The 17,769-nt window shown below is 68.8% G+C and carries 14 protein-coding genes; 5 read left to right on the top strand and 9 right to left on the bottom strand.

What is annotated here, in order from left to right:
• Positions 1–86 precede the first annotated feature (86 nt).
• Together ACG01O_RS20655 and ACG01O_RS20660 are read left to right on the top strand one after the other, a co-directional pair.
• Positions 87–1,484 carry a phosphomannomutase/phosphoglucomutase gene (locus tag ACG01O_RS20655; RefSeq protein WP_394387315.1) on the top strand — a complete coding sequence of 466 codons (1,398 nt, stop codon included), beginning with the start codon at positions 87–89 and terminating at the stop codon, positions 1,482–1,484.
• Positions 1,484–2,767 (top strand): 3-deoxy-D-manno-octulosonic acid transferase, encoded by a 1,284-nt coding sequence (locus tag ACG01O_RS20660; RefSeq protein WP_394387316.1) that lies wholly within the window; start codon positions 1,484–1,486, stop codon positions 2,765–2,767. The genes ACG01O_RS20655 and ACG01O_RS20660 overlap by 1 nt, the downstream gene beginning before the upstream one ends.
• Before the next feature lie 31 nt (positions 2,768–2,798).
• Here the strand turns inward: ACG01O_RS20660 and ACG01O_RS20665 are convergent, their stop codons facing one another.
• The 5 genes from ACG01O_RS20665 to ACG01O_RS20685 form a co-directional block, all read right to left on the bottom strand.
• The gene (locus ACG01O_RS20665) at positions 2,799–3,215 is read right to left on the bottom strand and encodes a ribonuclease E inhibitor RraB (RefSeq protein WP_394387318.1); all 417 of its coding nucleotides are present in this window, start codon (positions 3,213–3,215) and stop codon (positions 2,799–2,801) included.
• 59 nt (positions 3,216–3,274) lie between these two features.
• On the bottom strand, positions 3,275–4,690 hold the full coding sequence (locus ACG01O_RS20670) for an efflux transporter outer membrane subunit (protein ID WP_394387320.1): 1,416 nt from the start codon (positions 4,688–4,690) through the stop codon (positions 3,275–3,277).
• A gap of 107 nt (positions 4,691–4,797) precedes the next feature.
• Positions 4,798–6,381 carry a DHA2 family efflux MFS transporter permease subunit gene (locus ACG01O_RS20675; protein WP_394387322.1) on the bottom strand — a complete coding sequence of 528 codons (1,584 nt, stop codon included), beginning with the start codon at positions 6,379–6,381 and terminating at the stop codon, positions 4,798–4,800.
• 6 nt (positions 6,382–6,387) lie between these two features.
• On the bottom strand, positions 6,388–7,467 hold the full coding sequence (locus tag ACG01O_RS20680) for an HlyD family secretion protein (protein ID WP_394387324.1): 1,080 nt from the start codon (positions 7,465–7,467) through the stop codon (positions 6,388–6,390).
• Position 7,468: 1 nt separating this feature from the next.
• Positions 7,469–8,317, bottom strand: a complete 849-nt coding sequence (locus ACG01O_RS20685; protein ID WP_394387325.1) for a pirin family protein — start codon at positions 8,315–8,317, stop codon at positions 7,469–7,471.
• A gap of 89 nt (positions 8,318–8,406) precedes the next feature.
• Here ACG01O_RS20685 and ACG01O_RS20690 point away from each other — a divergent pair, with 89 nt between their 5' ends.
• Entirely contained in the window at positions 8,407–9,324 is a 918-nt protein-coding gene (locus tag ACG01O_RS20690; RefSeq protein WP_394387326.1) for a LysR family transcriptional regulator, read from the top strand.
• Between the two features lie 44 nt (positions 9,325–9,368).
• Here the strand turns inward: ACG01O_RS20690 and ligA are convergent, their stop codons facing one another.
• The 3 genes from ligA to ACG01O_RS20705 form a co-directional block, all read right to left on the bottom strand.
• Positions 9,369–11,414 (bottom strand): NAD-dependent DNA ligase LigA, encoded by a 2,046-nt coding sequence (ligA, locus tag ACG01O_RS20695; protein WP_394387328.1) that lies wholly within the window; start codon positions 11,412–11,414, stop codon positions 9,369–9,371.
• 65 nt (positions 11,415–11,479) lie between these two features.
• Complete coding sequence (locus tag ACG01O_RS20700; RefSeq protein WP_394387330.1) at positions 11,480–12,601, bottom strand: HD-GYP domain-containing protein; 1,122 nt, start codon at positions 12,599–12,601, stop codon at positions 11,480–11,482.
• 62 nt (positions 12,602–12,663) lie between these two features.
• Positions 12,664–14,619 carry a TonB-dependent receptor plug domain-containing protein gene (locus ACG01O_RS20705; protein ID WP_394387332.1) on the bottom strand — a complete coding sequence of 652 codons (1,956 nt, stop codon included), beginning with the start codon at positions 14,617–14,619 and terminating at the stop codon, positions 12,664–12,666.
• Positions 14,620–14,812: 193 nt separating this feature from the next.
• Here ACG01O_RS20705 and ACG01O_RS20710 point away from each other — a divergent pair, with 193 nt between their 5' ends.
• Both ACG01O_RS20710 and ACG01O_RS20715 read left to right on the top strand, forming a co-directional pair.
• The gene (locus ACG01O_RS20710) at positions 14,813–16,552 is read left to right on the top strand and encodes a cytochrome D1 domain-containing protein (protein WP_394387334.1); all 1,740 of its coding nucleotides are present in this window, start codon (positions 14,813–14,815) and stop codon (positions 16,550–16,552) included.
• 91 nt (positions 16,553–16,643) lie between these two features.
• Positions 16,644–16,967: a c-type cytochrome gene (locus ACG01O_RS20715; protein ID WP_394387336.1), complete on the top strand. Its 324-nt coding sequence runs from the start codon at positions 16,644–16,646 to the stop codon at positions 16,965–16,967.
• A gap of 11 nt (positions 16,968–16,978) precedes the next feature.
• Here the strand turns inward: ACG01O_RS20715 and ACG01O_RS20720 are convergent, their stop codons facing one another.
• Positions 16,979–17,671, bottom strand: a complete 693-nt coding sequence (locus ACG01O_RS20720; RefSeq protein WP_394387338.1) for a Crp/Fnr family transcriptional regulator — start codon at positions 17,669–17,671, stop codon at positions 16,979–16,981.
• Positions 17,672–17,769: the final 98 nt, after the last annotated feature.

Raw genomic sequence — 17,769 nt, forward strand, 5'->3', positions numbered from 1 at the left:
AATCGACAGCACGGCCGACGAACGAATCGTCAAACCCGCTGCCTACAATCCGGCCCGCTTTTCAAACCCGACCATTCGAGGCATTCATGCAGGTTCACGCATCCATCTTCAAGGCTTACGACATCCGTGGCGTCGTCGGCCAGACCTTGAACGAGGAGCTCGCCGAGCATCTGGGCCGCGCCTTCGGCACCGAAGCCAAGGCCGCTGGCGAGAAGGCTGTGGCCGTGGGCCGTGACGGCCGCCTGTCGGGCCCGGGTCTCGTGGCTGCGCTGGTGCGCGGCCTGAAGTCCACCGGCCTGGACGTGGTGGACATCGGCGCGGTGACCACCCCGATGCTGTACTACGTGGCCGCCACGCGCGGCGCGCACGGCTGCAACTCCGGCATCCAGGTGACCGGCAGCCACAACCCCAAGGACTACAACGGCTTCAAGATGGTGCTCAAGGGCGCCGCCGTGTACGGTGAACAGATCCAGGGCCTGAAGCGCCGCATCGAGGCCGAGGACTACGCCAAGGGCAAGGGCCGCGTGGCCAAGATGGACATCGGCGCCGAGTACGCCGCCCGCATCGTGGGCGACTGCAAGCTGGCCCGCCCGATGAAGGTGGTGGTGGACAGCGGCAACGGCATCCCCGGTGCGTCGGCCCCGGCCATCCTGCGGGCGCTGGGCTGCGAGGTCATCGACATCTATTCCAAGGTCGACGGTGACTTCCCCAACCACCATCCCGATCCGTCGCGCCCCGAGAACCTGGAAGACCTCAAGCGCATCGTGCACGCCACCGGCGCCGAGCTGGGCCTGGCGTTCGACGGTGACGGCGACCGCCTGGGCATCGTGACCGCCGATGGCGAAATGATCATGCCCGACCGCCAGATCATGCTGCTGGCCGCCGACATCCTGAAGCGCAACAAGGGCGCGCAGATCATCTTCGACGTCAAGTGCACGCAGCGCCTGGCCCCGTGGATCAAGAAGCACGGCGGCAAGCCGCTGATGTGGATGACCGGACACTCGCTGGCCAAGGCCAAGCTGAAGGAAACCGGCGCCCCGCTGGCGGGTGAACTGTCGGGCCACATCTTCTTCAGCGAGCGCTGGTACGGTTTCGACGACGCGATGTACACCGCCGGCCGCATGCTGGAGATCCTGTCGCGCGCCAAGGACCCGAGCGCCGTGCTCAAGGCCCTGCCCAACAGCTTCAACACGCCGGAAATCAACGTGCCCTGCGCCGAAGGCGAGCACCACGAAGTCGTCAAGAAGCTCAAGGAGCTGGTGACCCTGGCCGACCTGCCCGGCGCGTTGGAAATCAACACCATCGACGGCATGCGCTTCGAGTACGCCGACGGCTTCGGCCTGATCCGCCCGTCCAACACCACGCCGGTGCTGGTGCTGCGCTTCGAGGGCCACACGCCCGAGGCGCTGGAGCGCATCCAGCACGACGTGCTGGCGCAACTCAAGCGTGTGAAGCCCGACGCCACGTTCGCGGCAGGCCACTGATGGCGCTCTGGGTCTATGCCGCGCTGCTGCGGCTGCTGACCCCGTTCTACCTGCTGCGCCTGTGGCGGCGCGGCAAGCAAGAGCCGCTCTACCGGCAGGCGCTGGTTGAGCGGCTTGGCTTTTTCAGCGGCCCCACCGACCCCGGCCGGCTGTGGATTCACGCCGTATCGCTGGGCGAGACGCGCGCTGCCAGCGCGTTGATTGCTGCGCTGCGGGAGCGAGAGCCGGGGCTGCGCATCCTGCTGACCCAGTCCACCGCCACTGGGCGCGAGGCCGCGCAGGCCCTGCTGCGCGAGGGCGATGCCCTTGCCTGGCTGCCGTACGACACGCCGGGCGCGGTGCGCCGCTTCCTGCGGCACTGGCAGCCGCGGCTCGGCGTGCTGATGGAAACCGAGGTGTGGCCAACGTTGCAGCGCGAGGCCGAGGCGGCGGGCGTCAAGATGGTGCTGGCCAATGCCCGTTTGTCCGAAAAAAGCCTGCGCCAAGGCCGGCGCTTTGCCGCCCTGCTGCGCCCCGCGGCCCAGCGCATGACGTTGGCGCTGGCCCAGACCGAGGCGGACGCCGAGCGCATCCGCGCCATGGGCACGGCGCGCGTGGTGGTGGCAGGCAACCTCAAGTACGACATGGCCGTGGATCCGGCCTTGATCGCGCGCGGCCAGGCCTGGGCCGCTGCCGTGGGCCGACCGGTGCTGATGCTGGCGGTCAGCCGCGAGGGCGAGGAGCAAACCTTGCTGGACGCCTGGCGGCAGCAGGCCACACCCGCCGCCCCACCCGCCGCGAACCGCCCGCTGCTGGCCATCGTGCCGCGCCACCCGCAACGCTTCGACGAGATTGCCGGCCTGATCGAAGCCACCGGGCTGAAGCTCGCACGGCGCAGTGGCTGGACCGACTTGCCGCAGTCCGAGGCGCTGGCGGCCGATGTTTGGCTGGGCGACTCGATGCGCGAGATGCCGCTGTACTACGGCCTGGCGACAGTCGCCTTGCTGGGCGGCAGCTTCGAGCCCCTGGGTGGGCAGAACCTGATTGAAGCTGCAGCCTGCGGCTGCCCGGTGCTGACCGGGCCGCACACCTTCAATTTCGCGGAAGCCACCGACCTGGCCGTGGCCGCGGGCGCCGCACGCCGTTACGCGTCGCTCGCCGAGGCGATGCAAGCGGGGCTGGGCTTGTGTGCCAACGCAGGCGACCGCGCCGCCATGGGCCAGCAGGCGCTGGCCTTTTCAGCGGCGCACCGCGGCGCGGCGGGCCGCATGGCAGATGCTGTGCTGGCGCTGATGCGCGCCTGAGCGTCTGAGCGCCTGATCGGGTGAACGCCGATCAGCGGGCCGGCACCACGGGGCCCACGTCCATGCCGTCGTAAGACGCCACGCCGAACTTGGCCGCCAGCGCCTCCAGCTGCTGGTTGCGCTGGTGCAGCGACTGCGGGGTGTGGGCTTCCACCTTCTCGACATGCAGTCGGTGCAGCGCTTGCCCCTCAACGGGGCTCAAGGCCACCAGCTTGTAGCCCTGGCTGCGCAGTTCAGCGGACAGGCTGCGCAGCTTGGCGGCGTCGGCATCGAAGAAGAAATAGCCCCAGAGCAAGGGGCCATCCACGTTCCACGGCGTGCGGGCGCGCATGTTGGCGAACATGGTTTCCAACTGCGCGAGTTCGATGCGCGGCGCGGGTTCCGCCACGCTCGGCATGGCGGGCCACAGCAGGGCGAGTGACAGGCTCAGGGCAGCAGCTGCTTTCATCGGGAGGGCCTCCTTGCGGGAGCCCGAGTATTGCAGCCGCACGGCTCGATTCACCGGGCTCAACCGCCTGTAGCCGGCGCCCAGCCGCCGCCCAGGGCCTTCACGAGTTGGGCCGTGGCCGCCCACTGCGCGCCGCGCAGCTGGGCCAAGGCGCGCTCGGTGGCCAACGGGGTGCGCTCGGCCTCGGTCACGTCCAGGTAGCTGACGGCGCCCTTGTCGTACCGGCTCTTGGCCACGGCCAAGGCCTGGCTGCTGGAGGCCAGGGTGCGGTTCTGGGCGTCCATCGTCGCAGCGCGGCCTTGCAGTTCGGCCAGCGCATCGTCCACCTCGCGCAGCGCCTGCAGCATGCGACCGCGGAACGCGGCGAGCGACTCTTCCACGGCCGCCTTGCTGGCTGCGAGGTTGGCCTTGTTGCGGCCGCCCTCGAACAGCGGCAGCGAAAGGCTGGGGCCGACGTTGTAGAGGCGTGCCGGCGCCGACAGCAGCGAGCCCAGGTCTTCGCTGGAGTAGCCGAAGCTGCCGGTCAGGCGGATGGACGGGTAGAACGCCGCTTCGGCGATGCCGACCTGCGCCGTGGCCGCGTGCAACTGGGCCAGGCTTTGCGCCAGATCCGGGCGGCGCTGCAGCAGCTCCGACGGCAGGCCGGCGCGAATGGCGGGCGGCAGCGGCAAGGTGCCCGTGGCCTGCAACTTCAGCTCCGACGCGGGCTGGCCGGTGAGCGCAGCCAGTTGGTTCATCACCAAAGCCTGGCGGCGCGGCAGGTCGGCCACGTCGGCATCGGCCGCGGCGAGTTCGGCGCGCACGCGCTCCAGGTCTTGCGTGGTGGAGGCACCCGCATCAAACCGCGTTTGCGCCACGCGGAAGGCCTGGGCCCGGCTGTCGCGCAGGCGTTGCAGCGCGGCGGCTTCATCGGCCAGCGCGCGCCACTGCCAGTAGGCGGCCGCCACATCGGCCGTCAGCGCCACGCGGGCGGCCGCAGCGTCCAGCGTCGAGGCGTCCAGCTGCGCTTGGGCCGACTCGGCTTGGCGCTTCACGCGGCCCCACAGGTCCAGCTCCCAGCCAATGCTGGCCGACAGGCCGAAGGTTTCGCCGTCAAACACCACGGGGTGGCCTTGCAGCACCGGCGTGGTGGTGGCACGGCCCGAAGTGCGCAGGCCGCCAGCGTTGGCGCCCACGTCCACGCGGGGCAGCTCATCGGCCCGGGTGGCGCCGAACACCGCACGGGCACGCTGCACGCGGGCGGCGGCGGCGGCCAGCGTCGGGCTGGCTTGCAGGGCCTGGGCTTGCAGCGCGTTGAGTTGCGCGTCGCCGAACATCAGCCACCAGTCGCGTTGCAGCTCGGCACCCGCTGTCGCAGCCGGTGCGCGGTAGGCGGCCGGTGCGTTGGCGGCGGGCGCCTGGTAGTTGGGGCCCAACGTCGTGCAGGCGGCCAGGGCCGCGGAGAGGGTCAGGGTCAGAAGAAACTTGGCATTCATGTCGATCTCCGAATCAGAGCGTTCGATCCAGCAGGTGCCGCGGAACCGGCTTCGCCGGCCCGCTGGCAGCGCCCCGCGAGGGGGCACGCACAGCATGTCGGGGGAAGTCAGTGGGCGGCTTCGGCCGAGGCCGCACCGCCCATCACTTTCTTGCTCATCCACACAATGGCCACGCAGCTGATGAGTGCGATGCCCAGGATGAGGAAGGCATCGTTGTAGGCCATCACAAAGCTCTCGCGGCGCACCACGTTGTCCAGCGCTTTGGCGGCCATGTCTTGCGCGGTGGTGAGGTCAAAGCCCTTGCTCGCGAAGTTCTGGGCCAGCGTGTCCAGGCGCGTTTGCGTGGCGGGGTCGTACATCGTCACCGCCTCGCCGATGCGGGCGCTGTGCAGGTGCTCGCGGTTGGTCAGCAGCGTGGCCAGCGTGGCAATGCCGACCGAGCCGCCCAGGTTGCGCATCATGTTGAACATGCCCGACGCGCTGGGCAGCAGGTTGGGCGGAATGCCGCTCACCGCGAAGTTCGTCAGCGTGATCATGATCAGCGGCTGACCGAGGGCGCGCACCACCTGCGCGGCAATCAGCTCCGGCCCGGCCGTGTCGGCGCTCATGTGGGTGTTCATGAAGCACGACGTGGCGAACAGGATCAGCCCCAGGCTCATCATCACCCGGTTGTCCAGCTTGGTGGAGAGCTTGGCCGCGAACGGCATGATGAACAGCTGCGGCAGGCCCATCCACATGATGACCAGACCGATCTGCATGGGCGTGTAGTTGGCGATCTGGCCCAGATACAGCGGCAGGATGAACGCTGAACCGTAGAGGCCCATGCCCGTGGTGAACGCGATCACGCCAGCGATCAGGAAGCTGGGCCGCCCGAGGATGTGCAGGTCGATGAAGGTGTTCTTGCGCGTGAGCCCGCGCCAGGCCCAGCCATAGATGCCGCCGATGGCCAGCACGGCCGCCGTGATGATGAAGCGGCTCTGGAACCAGTCCTTGGCGTTGCCTTCTTCCAGCATGGCGGTGAGCGAACCCAGGCCAATGGCCATGAAGGCGATGCCCCACCAGTCCACATCCCGCAGCAGCTTCAGGTTCATCGGCTCCTTCTCCAGGCCGATGGACACGCCCAGCATCAGCAGCACGCCGGGCACCCAGTTGATGTAGAAGATGCTCGGCCAGCCGTACAGCTCGGTCAGGTAGCCGCCAATCGTCGGGCCCAAGGTGGGCGCGAGCGTGGCTGTCATGCCGAACAGAGCCAGGCCGATGGGGCGCTTTTTCAGCGGCAGCTTGCGCGTGACCAGGGTCATGGCCATCGGAATCATCACGCCGCCGGTGAAGCCCTGGGCCGCACGGAAGGCGATCATGGATTCCAGGCTCCAGGCCATGCCGCACAAGGTGCTGAACAGCAGGAACAGCGCCACGTTCCAGACCAGGTAGCGCCGCGTGGAAAACACCACCGACAGGAAACCCGCCAGCGGAATCACCACGATCTCGGCCACCAGGTAGGCGCTGGAGATCCAGCTGCCCTCTTCCTGCGTGGCCGACAGCGCACCCAGGATGTCGCGCAGCGACGAGTTGGTGATGGCAATGTCCAGCACCGCCATGAAGGCGCCCAGCAGGCTGGCCAGCACGGCCAGCCAGGTGCGCCCGCTGACCCGCTCGCCCGGGGGCGGCGGGAGGTAGTTTTCGTTGCCCATGGCCGCTTACTCGGCGATCTCGACCTCGACCTGCACGGACAGTCCCGGCACGATGCGGTTCGCCGCCTCGCCCAGCGACTTCAGACTGTCGGCATCGAACACCAGCTTCACCGGCACGCGCTGCACGATCTTGGTGAAGTTGCCAGTGGCGTTGTCCGGCGGCAGCAGCGCGAAGCTGGCGCCCGAGGCCGGCGCGAAGCTGTCCACCTTGGCGAGCAAGTCCTGGCCGGGGAAGGCGTCCACCTTCACGTGCACCTTCTGGCCGACCTTCATCTTGGCCAGCTGGGTTTCCTTGAAGTTGGCGACGATCCAGGTCTCGGGCTCGACGATGGCCGCCAGCTGCTGGCCGGCCGTCACGCGCTGGCCCACTTCCACGGTGCGCTTGCCGATGCGGCCGTCGCTGGCCGCCTTCAACTCCACGTAGCCCAGCTGGTTCTGCGCGTCCTTCAACTGCGCCTGGGTGGCGGCCTTTTGGGCCTGGGCCGACAGGCGGGCGCTTTCGGCAGCCGTCACGGCTTCCTTGGCGGCGGCGGCGCTGGCCTTGCGGGCCGACAGGTCGGCGCGGGCCACGTCGCGGGCGGCCAGGGCGGCGTCCAGCTCTTGCTTGCTGGTGGCGCGCAGCTCGGCGCCGAACAGCGACTGGCTGCGCTTGGCGTCCAGCTCGGTGCGGGCCAGCACGGCTTCGGCCTGGGCCACCTGCGAACCGGTGGCGGCCGCTTGGGCCTTGGCCTGGGCGATTTGCGCAGCGCTGGTGGCAATGGCGGCGTCAGCCTGTGCGATTTGTGCCTTCAGGCGCTCGATCTGCACGGCGGCGTCGGCCGGGTCCAGGCGCAGCAGCACATCGCCGGCCTTCACCAGCGCGTTGTCTTGCATGCGCATTTCGGTCACCACGCCGGCCACGCGCGTGGCCACCGGGTGGATGCGCCCGGCCACAAAGGCGTTTTCGGTTTCCACCAGGTGCTGGCTGCGCCACCACATGCGGCCGCCCAGGCCAACGCCGCCGATCAGCAGCAAGGCGCCCACGATCAGCAGGGGCACGGGCGGGCCGCTCTTCTTGGTGGCGGCGTTGTCTTGAGGTGCGTTCATGTCAGGCTTCCTTTGAAGGGGCTTGGGTGTGTTTGGGGTGGGGTCGGGGGCTGAGGCGGCCCATGCCGCCCGATTGAAATCGCTGCAGGGCGGCCACGATCTGGCCTTCGTCGCTCATCGCAAACGGGCCGTGGCGCACCAGGGGCTCATGCAAGGGCCGGCCGCTGAACACCGCCAGCCGCAAGGGGCTCGCGGCCAGCAGTCGTGCGCTGCCCGGGGCCGGCAGGCTCAGGGCCCGGCCCACCGACAGCGGCAGGCCGCCGGCCTCGCGCCCCTCGCCGGTGATGACGAGGGCAAAGCCCTGCTCGCCCTCGGCCAGGTCCGGCGTGTAGCTCGCGCCTGGGGCCAGGTCCACGATGCTCAGCGCCGCCGGCCACGGCAAGGCGACGTCGGCCCGGGGGCCGAACACCTGAACCGCGCGCCAGCCGTCGCCGGAGCGGTGCGGCATCTGCTCCGCCGGCCAGCGCATCACCGTCGGCTCGCGCAGCTTTTGCTCGGCCGGCAGGTTCAGAAAAATCTGCAGGCCATGCGCTTCGAGGCCCGGCTCCAGCGGGTACTCGTCATGCATGACGCCACGACCGGCCAGCGTCCAGTGCAGGCCGCCGGGCAAGATCTCGTGTTCACCGCCCAGCGAGTCACGGCTGACCATGCCGGTGGCAGAGTCGTCGAACAGGTAGGTGATGGCCGAGAAGCCTGCGTGCGGGTGCGGGGCGAACACCGACTCCCGCATGCGGAAGTGGTCCACCATGATGAACGGGTCCAGCAGCGCCAACGGCTCGCGCCAGCCTTCGGCCAAAAAGCCGGCGCCGATGCGGTGCGTTTGGGGTTGAAGCAGACGGGGCGTTGACATCGTGGCCGCGACTGTAGACAGTTCCATTTGCGGTGCATAGGCGCAAATTCCAAACGCACTGTTCCAGAAACGAAACGAGACAAAACGAGATGAAAGTCGACGACCTGCTGCTGTTGGCCCAAGTGCACCGGGCGGGATCGCTGTCGGAGGCGGCCCGTCAGCTGGACCTGCCCAAGGCCACGTTGAGCCGCCGGCTGACGGCGCTGGAGACCTCGGTGGGCGCACGGCTGTTCGTGCCCGGCGCCAGCCGCCTCACGCTGACCGAACTGGGTGAACAACTGGCCGAACGCGCCGCGCGGCACGACGACGACATTGCCGAAACCCGGCACTGGCTGGCCTCCCGCGAGGCCACGCCGCAGGGGCGGCTGCGCGTGTCGGTGCCGGCGGAGTTCGCCATGCTGGTGCTGGCCGAGAGCTTTGCGCGCTTTGTGCGCCGCTACCCCAAGGTGGAGCTGGAGTTGGACACCACACCCCGCCGCGTGGACCTCTTCAACGAGCCCTACGACGTGGCGATTCGCATGGGGCCCGTGGACGAGCCGGACCTGGTGGCGCGCCAGTTCATGGTGCTGGAGCGCGGCCTGTACGCGAGCCCCGTGTACCTGCAGGCGCGCCCCGCGCCGCAATCACCAGCGGAGCTGGCAGCCCATGACTTCGTCGTGCTGAGCCAGGCCAAGGGCATGTACCGCACGCTGCAAAACGGCAAGCAGACGGTCGAGGTGACGCAAAAGGGGCCGCTGGAGGCCAACTCCATCGGCCTCGTGCTGTCCATGACCCGCGCGGGCGGCGGCATCGCCAGTTTCCCGTTCGGCATGGTGGCGCCGGATGTGGCGGCCGGCACCCTGGTGCCGGTGCTGCCGGACTGGAGCTACCAGCCCCTGCCAGTGCACCTGCTGACCGCCAGCCGCAGGCTCATGCCGGCCAAGACGCGGGCCTTCATCGACCACCTGTTCGAGACCACACCCGAGTGGGCCAAGGCGGCGCTGCTGAGCCTGCCAGCCAAGGCCTGACGAGGCTGCCCCGCCTGCCGCCAGGCGTGTTTTCGACGCTCGCTTTACGCGGGCTGCCCTTGCAGCAGGGCCTGCAGTCCGGCTTCGTCCAGCACCGGCACGCCCAGCGTGCGGGCTTTTTCCAGCTTGCTGCCCGCCTCTTCCCCGGCGATGACATAGCTGGTTTTCTTGGACACCGACCCGCTGACCTTGCCGCCAGCGTCTTCAATCAAGGCCTGCGCCTCGTCACGGCTGAGCGTGGGCAGCGTGCCGGTCAGCACCAGGGTCTTGCCCAGCAGCGGGCGGGGCCGGTCGTCCGCCTCGCCCGCGCTTTCCTTCGGCGTCACGCCGGCAGCCAACAGCTGCTCCACCACCTCTCGGTTGTGCGGCTGGGCGAAGAAGGTGTGGATGCTGGCCGCCACGATGGGGCCCACATCCGGCACTTCCAGCAGTTGCTCGACGCTGGCGCCCATCAACTTGTCCAGCGTGCCGAAGTGGCGGGCCAGGTCTTTGGCCGTCGTCTCGCCGACCTGCCGAATGCCCAGCGAGAACAGGAAGCGCGCGAGCGTGGGCGTCTTGCTCTTTTCCAGCGCGTCCACGATGTTCTGCGCGCTCTTTTCGGCCATGCGGTCCAGCGCTGCGAGCTTGGCCACGCCCAGCTTGTAGAGGCCGGGCAGGCTGGTCACGATGCCGGCGTCCACCAACTGCTCCACCAGCTTGTCGCCCAGGCCCTCGATGTCCATGGCGCGGCGGCCGGCAAAGTGCAGCATCGCCTGCTTGCGCTGTGCAGGGCAGAACACGCCGCCGGTGCAGCGGTAATCCATGCCGCCACGTTCCCGCGCGGTCTCGGTGCCGCAGACCGGGCACTCGCGCGGCAGGCGGAAGTTGGGCACGTACTGCGGGCGCTCGCCGGGCACGCGGCCCACGACTTCGGGGATGACATCCCCCGCCCGGCGCACGATGACCTTGTCACCCACGCGCACGCCCTTGCGGCGCATCTCGAACAGGTTGTGCAGCGTGGCGTTGCTGACCGTGGTGCCGCCCACGAACACCGGGTCCAGCCGCGCCACGGGCGTGAGCTTGCCGGTGCGGCCCACTTGCACGTCAATGGCCAGCAGTGTGGTCACCTGCTCCTGGGCCGGGTACTTGTGGGCCACGGCCCAACGGGGTTCGCGGGTCTTGAAGCCCAGCTGGGCTTGCAGCGCGCGGGAATTGACCTTGTAGACCACGCCGTCGATGTCGAACGGCAGCGCATCGCGCTTGGCCGCCATGGCCTGGTGGAACTGCACAAGGCCGGCGTGGCCCTGCGCCACCACGCGGTCGCTGTTCACGGGCAGGCCGAAGGCGGCCAGCGCGTCCAGCAGGCCGGCATGCGTGGCCGGAATGTCCCAGCCCTGCACCTCACCCAGGCCGTAGGCGTAGAAGCACAGCGGGCGTTGGCGCACCAGGGCCGGGTCCAACTGGCGGATGGCGCCGGCGGCGGTGTTGCGCGGGTTGACGAAGGTTTTTTCGCCCTTCTCACGCTGGCGCTCGTTGAGCTTCTCGAACTCGTCGCGCCGCATGTAGACCTCGCCGCGCACTTCCAGCACGGCAGGCGCTGCCTCCGTGCGCAAGCGCAGCGGGATCTGGCCGATGGTGCGCACGTTTTGCGTGACGTCTTCGCCCGTTTCGCCATCGCCGCGCGTGGCGGCCTGCACCAGCACGCCCTTTTCGTACCGCAGGCTCATGGCCAGGCCGTCGAACTTCAGCTCGGCGGCGTATTCCACTGGCGGGTCCAGCTCGCCCAGACCCAACTCACGCCGCACACGGCCGTCGAAGGCGATGGCGCCGCCTTCCGTCGTGTCGGTTTCGGTGGTGATGGACAGCATGGGCACCACGTGCTGCACCGGCGTGAGGCCCGGCAACACGGCGCCGATGACCCGTTGCGTGGGCGAATCGGCCGTCAGCAGCTCAGGGTGCGCGGCTTCCAGCGCCTGAAGCTCGGCGAACAGCTTGTCGTACTCGGCGTCCGGCAGTTCGGGCGCGTCGAGCACGTAGTACAGGTGGGCGTGGTGATTCAGCTGGGCGCGCAGCGCGGCAGCGCGCTGGGCAACGTCGGCGGGTGCAGTCATGGCCGCATTGTCGCGGGGCATGGCGCCTCAAATGTGCACCCGACGCATGCCGCCGAGGGCCTGGTTCAGTCGGCGAACTGCTCGCGGATGTGCTGGCGGGCGGCCGCGTCGGCCAACAGCGTTTCCACGCAGGCGGCATCCAGCAGCCCGCGGGCCACCTGGCTGTGCAACTCGGCCGCGCAGGCCGGCTCGTCCCAGGCGGCCTTGTATGGGCGCACGGACGACAGCGCGTCATACACATCGGCCACCGCCACGATGCGCGCGGGCACGGGGATGTCCGCCATCACCAGCCCGCGCGGGTAACCGCTGCCGTCGCCCCGCTCGTGGTGGCCGGACACCACCTGCCGCATGATCAAGGCCGCCCCGTCCCCGGCCAGGCCCAGGTCGCTGATGATGTGATCCACCAACTGCTCGCCGATCGCCACGTGCTGCTGCATGAGGCGCCATTCGTCGGCGTCGAGCTTGCCGGGCTTGAGCAGGATGGCGTCGGGGATGCCCACCTTGCCGATGTCGTGCAGCGGCGCGAACAGGTGCATGTATTCCACGGTCTCGTCGCTCAGGCCGTACTGCGCCGCCACACCCCGGGCGATCAGGCGTGAGTACTTCGCCATGCGCTCCAGGTGGTGTCCGGTCTCCACATCACGGATGCGGGCGAGGCCCGTCGCAATGTCTACCGCCCCAATCAGGTGGTGCACGGCCGAAAGCCGCAGCAGGTAGAGCTGGGCAATGATGTCGGCGAACTGGTCAAGCACCAGCGTCACCTCAGGCGAGAACGCAGCCCGCTCGGTGGAGTCGAAAAACAGGAAGGCCGACAGCTCCTCCCCGCGAAAGATCGGCAGCGTGTAGCTGCTGCGGTAGTGCTGGGCTTTGAGCCAACCGGTGTGCTCGCTGGCCACCGGGAAGGTGGCGTCGATGTCGTCCACCACCCGGGCACTGCGACTGAGGCGCAGTTGTTGAAGCGCGGGCACGCTGGCCAGCGTGGCCTCGTAGCGCACGAGCGTGGGGCCGCCGTGGTTGCTGCTGGCAAAGGTCTTCAGCAGGTCGGTTTCGGGGTCGTACAGCGCCAGCGCGATGCGGCCCAGGAAGGGGTAACGCGCCAGCAAGATGCTGTGCAGGCTCTGGATGCGTTGCCCCAGGCCCGATTTCTCGATCTCCGCACGGTTCAGAACATGTTCCGACAGACGCATGGCTGGCTTGCAGTCGATGACTTCAGGGCCATGGTAGTCGCAGCAGCGTGGTTTTCGGGCCCTTACCAGCGCCCTTCCAGCGCCACGCGCACATTGCGTGGCAATTCTTCCCAACTGAACAGCGGCGACTTGACAGTCAGGCGCAGGTTGGTGGCGTTGTCCACCCCGGCGCGCAGGGTCAGGCCGTGCCCCAGGGCCACGCTGGCGTGCAGATTGAGCATCGTCAGCGTGGGCACGCCCTGCGGCGGCTGGCCGGCCACTGTGGAGGCCAGGCGCAGGCCGCTTTGCGTGGTCACGTCGCCGCCCGCGCGCCAGGGGCCTAGCGCCCAGTCCGCGCGCACACCCCAGGTGCGGCGGGCACGCTTTTCCAGCCACACGCCGTGGCCGTCGTGGGCGCTGAGCAGGCCGGCCTGGGCCTGCACCGTCCAGCTGCCGAATCGGCAGCCGGCAGCACCCTCCAGGCCTTGCAGCACGGCGGCGTCGATGTTGCGGAACTGGTAGGTGCCGCTGGCCGGCGTGCCGCTGAGCAGCACGGGCAAGATGAGGTGGCGAATGCGGTTGCGGTACGCGGTGAGCGACGCCCCAGCCGCGGCGGTGTCCCAGGCCAGCGTGGCCTCGGCGCTGTCGTTGGTCTCCGGCTTCAGGCCGGCCTGCCCGACGTAGGTGTTGGGCCCTTCGTCTTCCTTGTAATCCGGGTTGATCTGCTTGAGCGTGGGCGCCTTGAAGCCATGGCCCACGCCGCCCTTCAGCACCCAGCCAGCCGCCGGTTTCCACACCGCATAGATGCGCGGGCTGACCTCGGTGCCGAAGCGGCTGGCATGGTCGGCCCGGGCGCCGGCGGTGAGGCTCAGCGTGGGGCTGAGGCGCGCTTCGTCTTGCACGTACACGCCCGCGTGCGTGGCGCCGGCATGGCCGCCGGGCAGGCCGGCATTGTCCAACTGCTCGTCGCGCAACTCGAAGCCGGTGGTGAGCAATTGGGTGGCGCCGACGGGTTGGCTGGCCTGGCCTTCGAGCACGCGGTCGGTCAGCGTGTTGGGGCGCAGCGAGGCCACGCCGTTGGTCTTGACGTTGCTGACAGCCAGGCGGTTTTCGTACGCGCGCAGCAGGGTTTGGCGGCCTTCGCCCCAGTCGCCGTCCCATTGCACGGCGTGGTGGTCACGCACGAGGTGGTGCAGGCTTTGGTGGTAGCGCTTCAGGCCGGATCGCTCGCGGGCGTCCAGCCATCGCTGTTCGTCAGTGTGGCGGCTGTCGAGTGCCACGGTCTGGCCTGTCGCGGCCTTCCAGTCGAGCTTCAGCGCGGCCTCTCGCGGTTGCCGGCCCTCAACGGCGGTGATGCGCGCATCAGCCACCGTGGGGGTGGATTCACGGCGGGCGTCGCTCAGCGACAGGCCGAAGTTCAGCGCCGGCCCGAAGTTGCCCCGCAGCGCAGCGCCCAGCCGGTGACCGTCGCCGCCGTGCTGGCCACTGCGGCCCTCGACGAAGGCACGGGCCTGCAACTCGCCCGTCAGCGGCTCGGAGATCACATTGATGACGCCGCCCAGCGCCTCGGCGCCGTACAGCACCGACATCGGCCCGCGCACCACTTCCACGCGGGCGATGTCCACCGCACCAGTCCAGTCCAGTTGAAAGTCGGACGACCCCACCAGCCCGTCGCTGGCGGCGATGCGCTGGCCGTCCACCAGCACCAGGGTGTGGCGCGGGTCCATGCCGCGCAGCGACAAGGCCTTGCGCCCGCCCGTCGGCCGGCCGAAGGCGGTGACGCCAGGCTCCACTCGCAGGGCTTGCAAGAGGTTGTCGGTGCCGCGTTCGGCCACGGTCTCGGCGTCAACCACGGTGATGGCCGCCGGCGCATCGGCCAGCGGCACCGCATGGCGCGTGGCGCTGACCACAGTGCGCGGCAGGGTTTCGACATCGGCTGCGTGCGCGGCGTGGCTTGCGGCGAGCCCGGCCAGGCAGGCCGCAGCCAGTGCCGACACACCGAACGGAAGGGGAAGGGGAAGGGGAAGGGGGGTGTTCATGGCCGGCAGCGTCGCGGGCCGGGGCCGCCCGCGCCTTGATCGAGTTCAAGCCTGCGGGGCCGATCGGTGTTGTTCGCACCGTGTTTGACGCACATCAACACGCACCGCACCGGGGCGCAAAACTTGAACCGGTTCAAGGATCGCAAGGCGCTCTGTCGCAAGCATGCAGGCATCCCTACCGAAAGGAGCTTTCATGAGAACTGCCCTCCCCCGCGTGGCCGCACTGGCTGCCAGCCTGTTGTTCGCCTGGCCTCTGGCTGCGCTGTCTCAGACCTCGGCCGATGCCGCCAAGAAGGATGTGCTGCCGGCAGATGTGAAGTACCACTCGGGCCCCTCACCGCTGGCCGGCGTGCCCATGGTGGAGAGCCGCAACCCCAAGGCCCCGCCGATGACGCAGGCCGAGTTCGATGTGGCCCGCCGCATCTACTTCGAGCGCTGCGCCGGCTGCCACGGCGTGCTGCGCAAGGGCGCCACCGGCAAGCCGCTCACGCCCGACATCACGATTGGCAAGGGCACCGACTACCTCAAGGTCTTCATCGCCTACGGCAGCCCGGCCGGCATGCCGAACTGGCAAACCAGTGGCGAGATGAGCGAGCAGGAAGTCGACGTCATGGCCCGCTACATCCAGCACGAGCCGCCGACCCCGCCGGAGTACTCCATGGCCGACACCAAGGCCACCTGGAAGGTCATCGTGCCGCCCGAGGCGCGCCCGAAGAAGAAGCTGAACCACTTCAACATCGACAACATCTTCAGCACCACGCTGCGCGACACCGGCGAGGTGGCGCTGATCGACGGCGACACCAAGCAGATCATCAACATCGTCAAGACCGGCTATGCGGTGCACATCTCGCGCACGTCGGCCTCGGGGCGCTACCTGTTCGTGATCGGGCGTGATGCCAAGATCAACATGATCGACCTGTGGATGGAGAAGCCCGACAACGTGGCCGAAGTGCGCGTGGGCTTGGAGGCCCGCTCGGTCGAGACCAGCAAGTACAAGGGCTTTGAAGACAAGCTGGTGATTGCCGGCAGCTACTGGCCGCCGCAGTACACCATCCTGAAGGGCGACACGCTGGAGCCGCTGAAGATCGTCTCCACCCGCGGCAACACCGTGGACAAGCAGGAGTACCACCCCGAGCCGCGCGTGGCCTCCATCGTGGCCAGCCACTACAAGCCAGAGTGGGTGGTGAACGTGAAGGAAACCGGCAAGACGCTGCTGGTGGACTACAGCAACATCGATGCGTTGAAGGTCACCGAGATCGGCACCGCGCGCTTCCTGCATGACGGCGGGCTGGACTCCACCCACCGCTACTTCATGGTGGCCGCCAACCAGAGCAACAAGATTGCCGCGGTGGACCTGAAGGAAGGCAAGCTGGCCAAGCTCATCGACGTGGGCAAGATCCCCCACCCGGGCCGTGGCGCCAACTTCACGCACCCGCAGTTCGGCCCGGTGTGGAGCACCGGCCACCTGGGCGACGAGACGATCTCGCTGATCGGCACCGACCCCGTCAAGCACCCGGCGCAAGCCTTCAAGGTGGTGGCCACGCTGAAGGGCCAGGGCGGCGGCTCGCTGTTTCTGAAGAGCCACCCCAAGAGCCAGCACTTGTATGTGGACACGCCGCTCAACCCCGACTCGGCCGTGGCCCAGTCGGTGGCGGTGTACGACATCAAGGCGCTGGACAAGGGCTTCACCGTGCTGCCCATCGCCCAGTGGGCCGGCCTGACGGACGACGGCGCCAAGCGCGTGGTGCAGCCGGAGTTCAACAAGGCGGGTGACGAGGTCTGGTTCTCGGTCTGGTCGGCCAAGGACAAGCAATCGGCCCTCGTGGTGGTGGATGACAAGACGCTCAAGCTCAAGGCCGTGATCAAGGACCCGCGCCTGATCACGCCCACCGGCCACTTCAACGTCAACAACACCCAGCACGACATCTACTGACCGTCGACGGACCATCGGCGGACCCCAGGGCCGCTGCCGCCGGTCAAGGCACCGGCGGCAGCCCTGCGGAGATCGGCCAGGAGAACACACCATGCGAATTGCACTCATCACCGCCAGCGTGCTGACGCTGACACTCGCCCCGCTGGGCACGGCGTGGGCTGGCCCCGACGATGCCTTGGCCAAGGCCGGCTGCGTGGCCTGCCATGCGCAGGACAAAAAGCTTGTCGGCCCCTCATTCAAAGACATTGCGGCCAAGTATCGAGGCCAGAAGGACGCTTCCGCCACGCTGACCGACAAGGTCCGCAAGGGGGGCAAGGGCGTGTGGGGCCCGATTCCCATGCCGCCCCACGGCACCGACAAGATGGCCGACGCCGACCTCAAGGCCGCGCTGGATTGGGTGCTCGCCCTGCCCTGACCGCCGCGGCCTCAGCCCGGGTGCGCCACGTGGCGCGCCAGGGCGTTGGGGTCGCGCAGGTGGATGTCGCGCTTGTCGATGGCCAACAGCCCCGCGTCTTCCAGGTCGTGCAGCACGCGCGAGAAGTACTCTGGCGTGATCGACAGCAAGGACGCCACCGTGGCCTTGGCCGCCGGCAGGCTCACCACCGCAGGGCCGGGTTGGGCCGGGTCCACATCCCGCAGCAGGTAGCCCACCACGCGCTGCTGGCCTGACTGCAAGGCGCTGGCTTGCACGTCCTGCACCAGGCCATGCAGGCGGCGCGACATGCCGGACAACATGCGCAGCGCGAACTGCGCGTCGAGCTGCAGTTCCGCCATCAAGGCCTGGCGCGGCACCTGCAACACCACCCCGTCGCACAGGGCCTGGGCGTGCACCGGGCACGGCCGCTCCAGAAACACCAGCGCCTCGGCAAAGGCTTGCCCGGCGTTGACGATCTCGATCACCTTCTCGTTGCCATTGGGCGCCGTCATGTACAGCCGCACCTGACCGCGCACGACGATGAAGAACGCGTCACACGCCTGGCCGGCCCACAGCACCGGCTGCCCCCGGTTCACCTGCAGCAGGCGGCACGCGGCCGCCAGGCGTTGCAAGGCCGCTTGGTCCACGTCGGCAAACAACGGCTGGGTGCGGAGGAACTGAGCGGTGTTGAATGGAGCGAGCATGGCGAACCCTTGAGCGGCCGCATGCTCGGCGAGGTGGCCCGCGCCGCCCTTGATGCGGATCAAAGCCGCTGCAAACGCCGCGCAAATCGCCTACCCGG

Source organism: Pelomonas baiyunensis (assembly GCF_043555935.1).
GTDB lineage: Bacteria > Pseudomonadota > Gammaproteobacteria > Burkholderiales > Burkholderiaceae_C > Pelomonas > Pelomonas baiyunensis.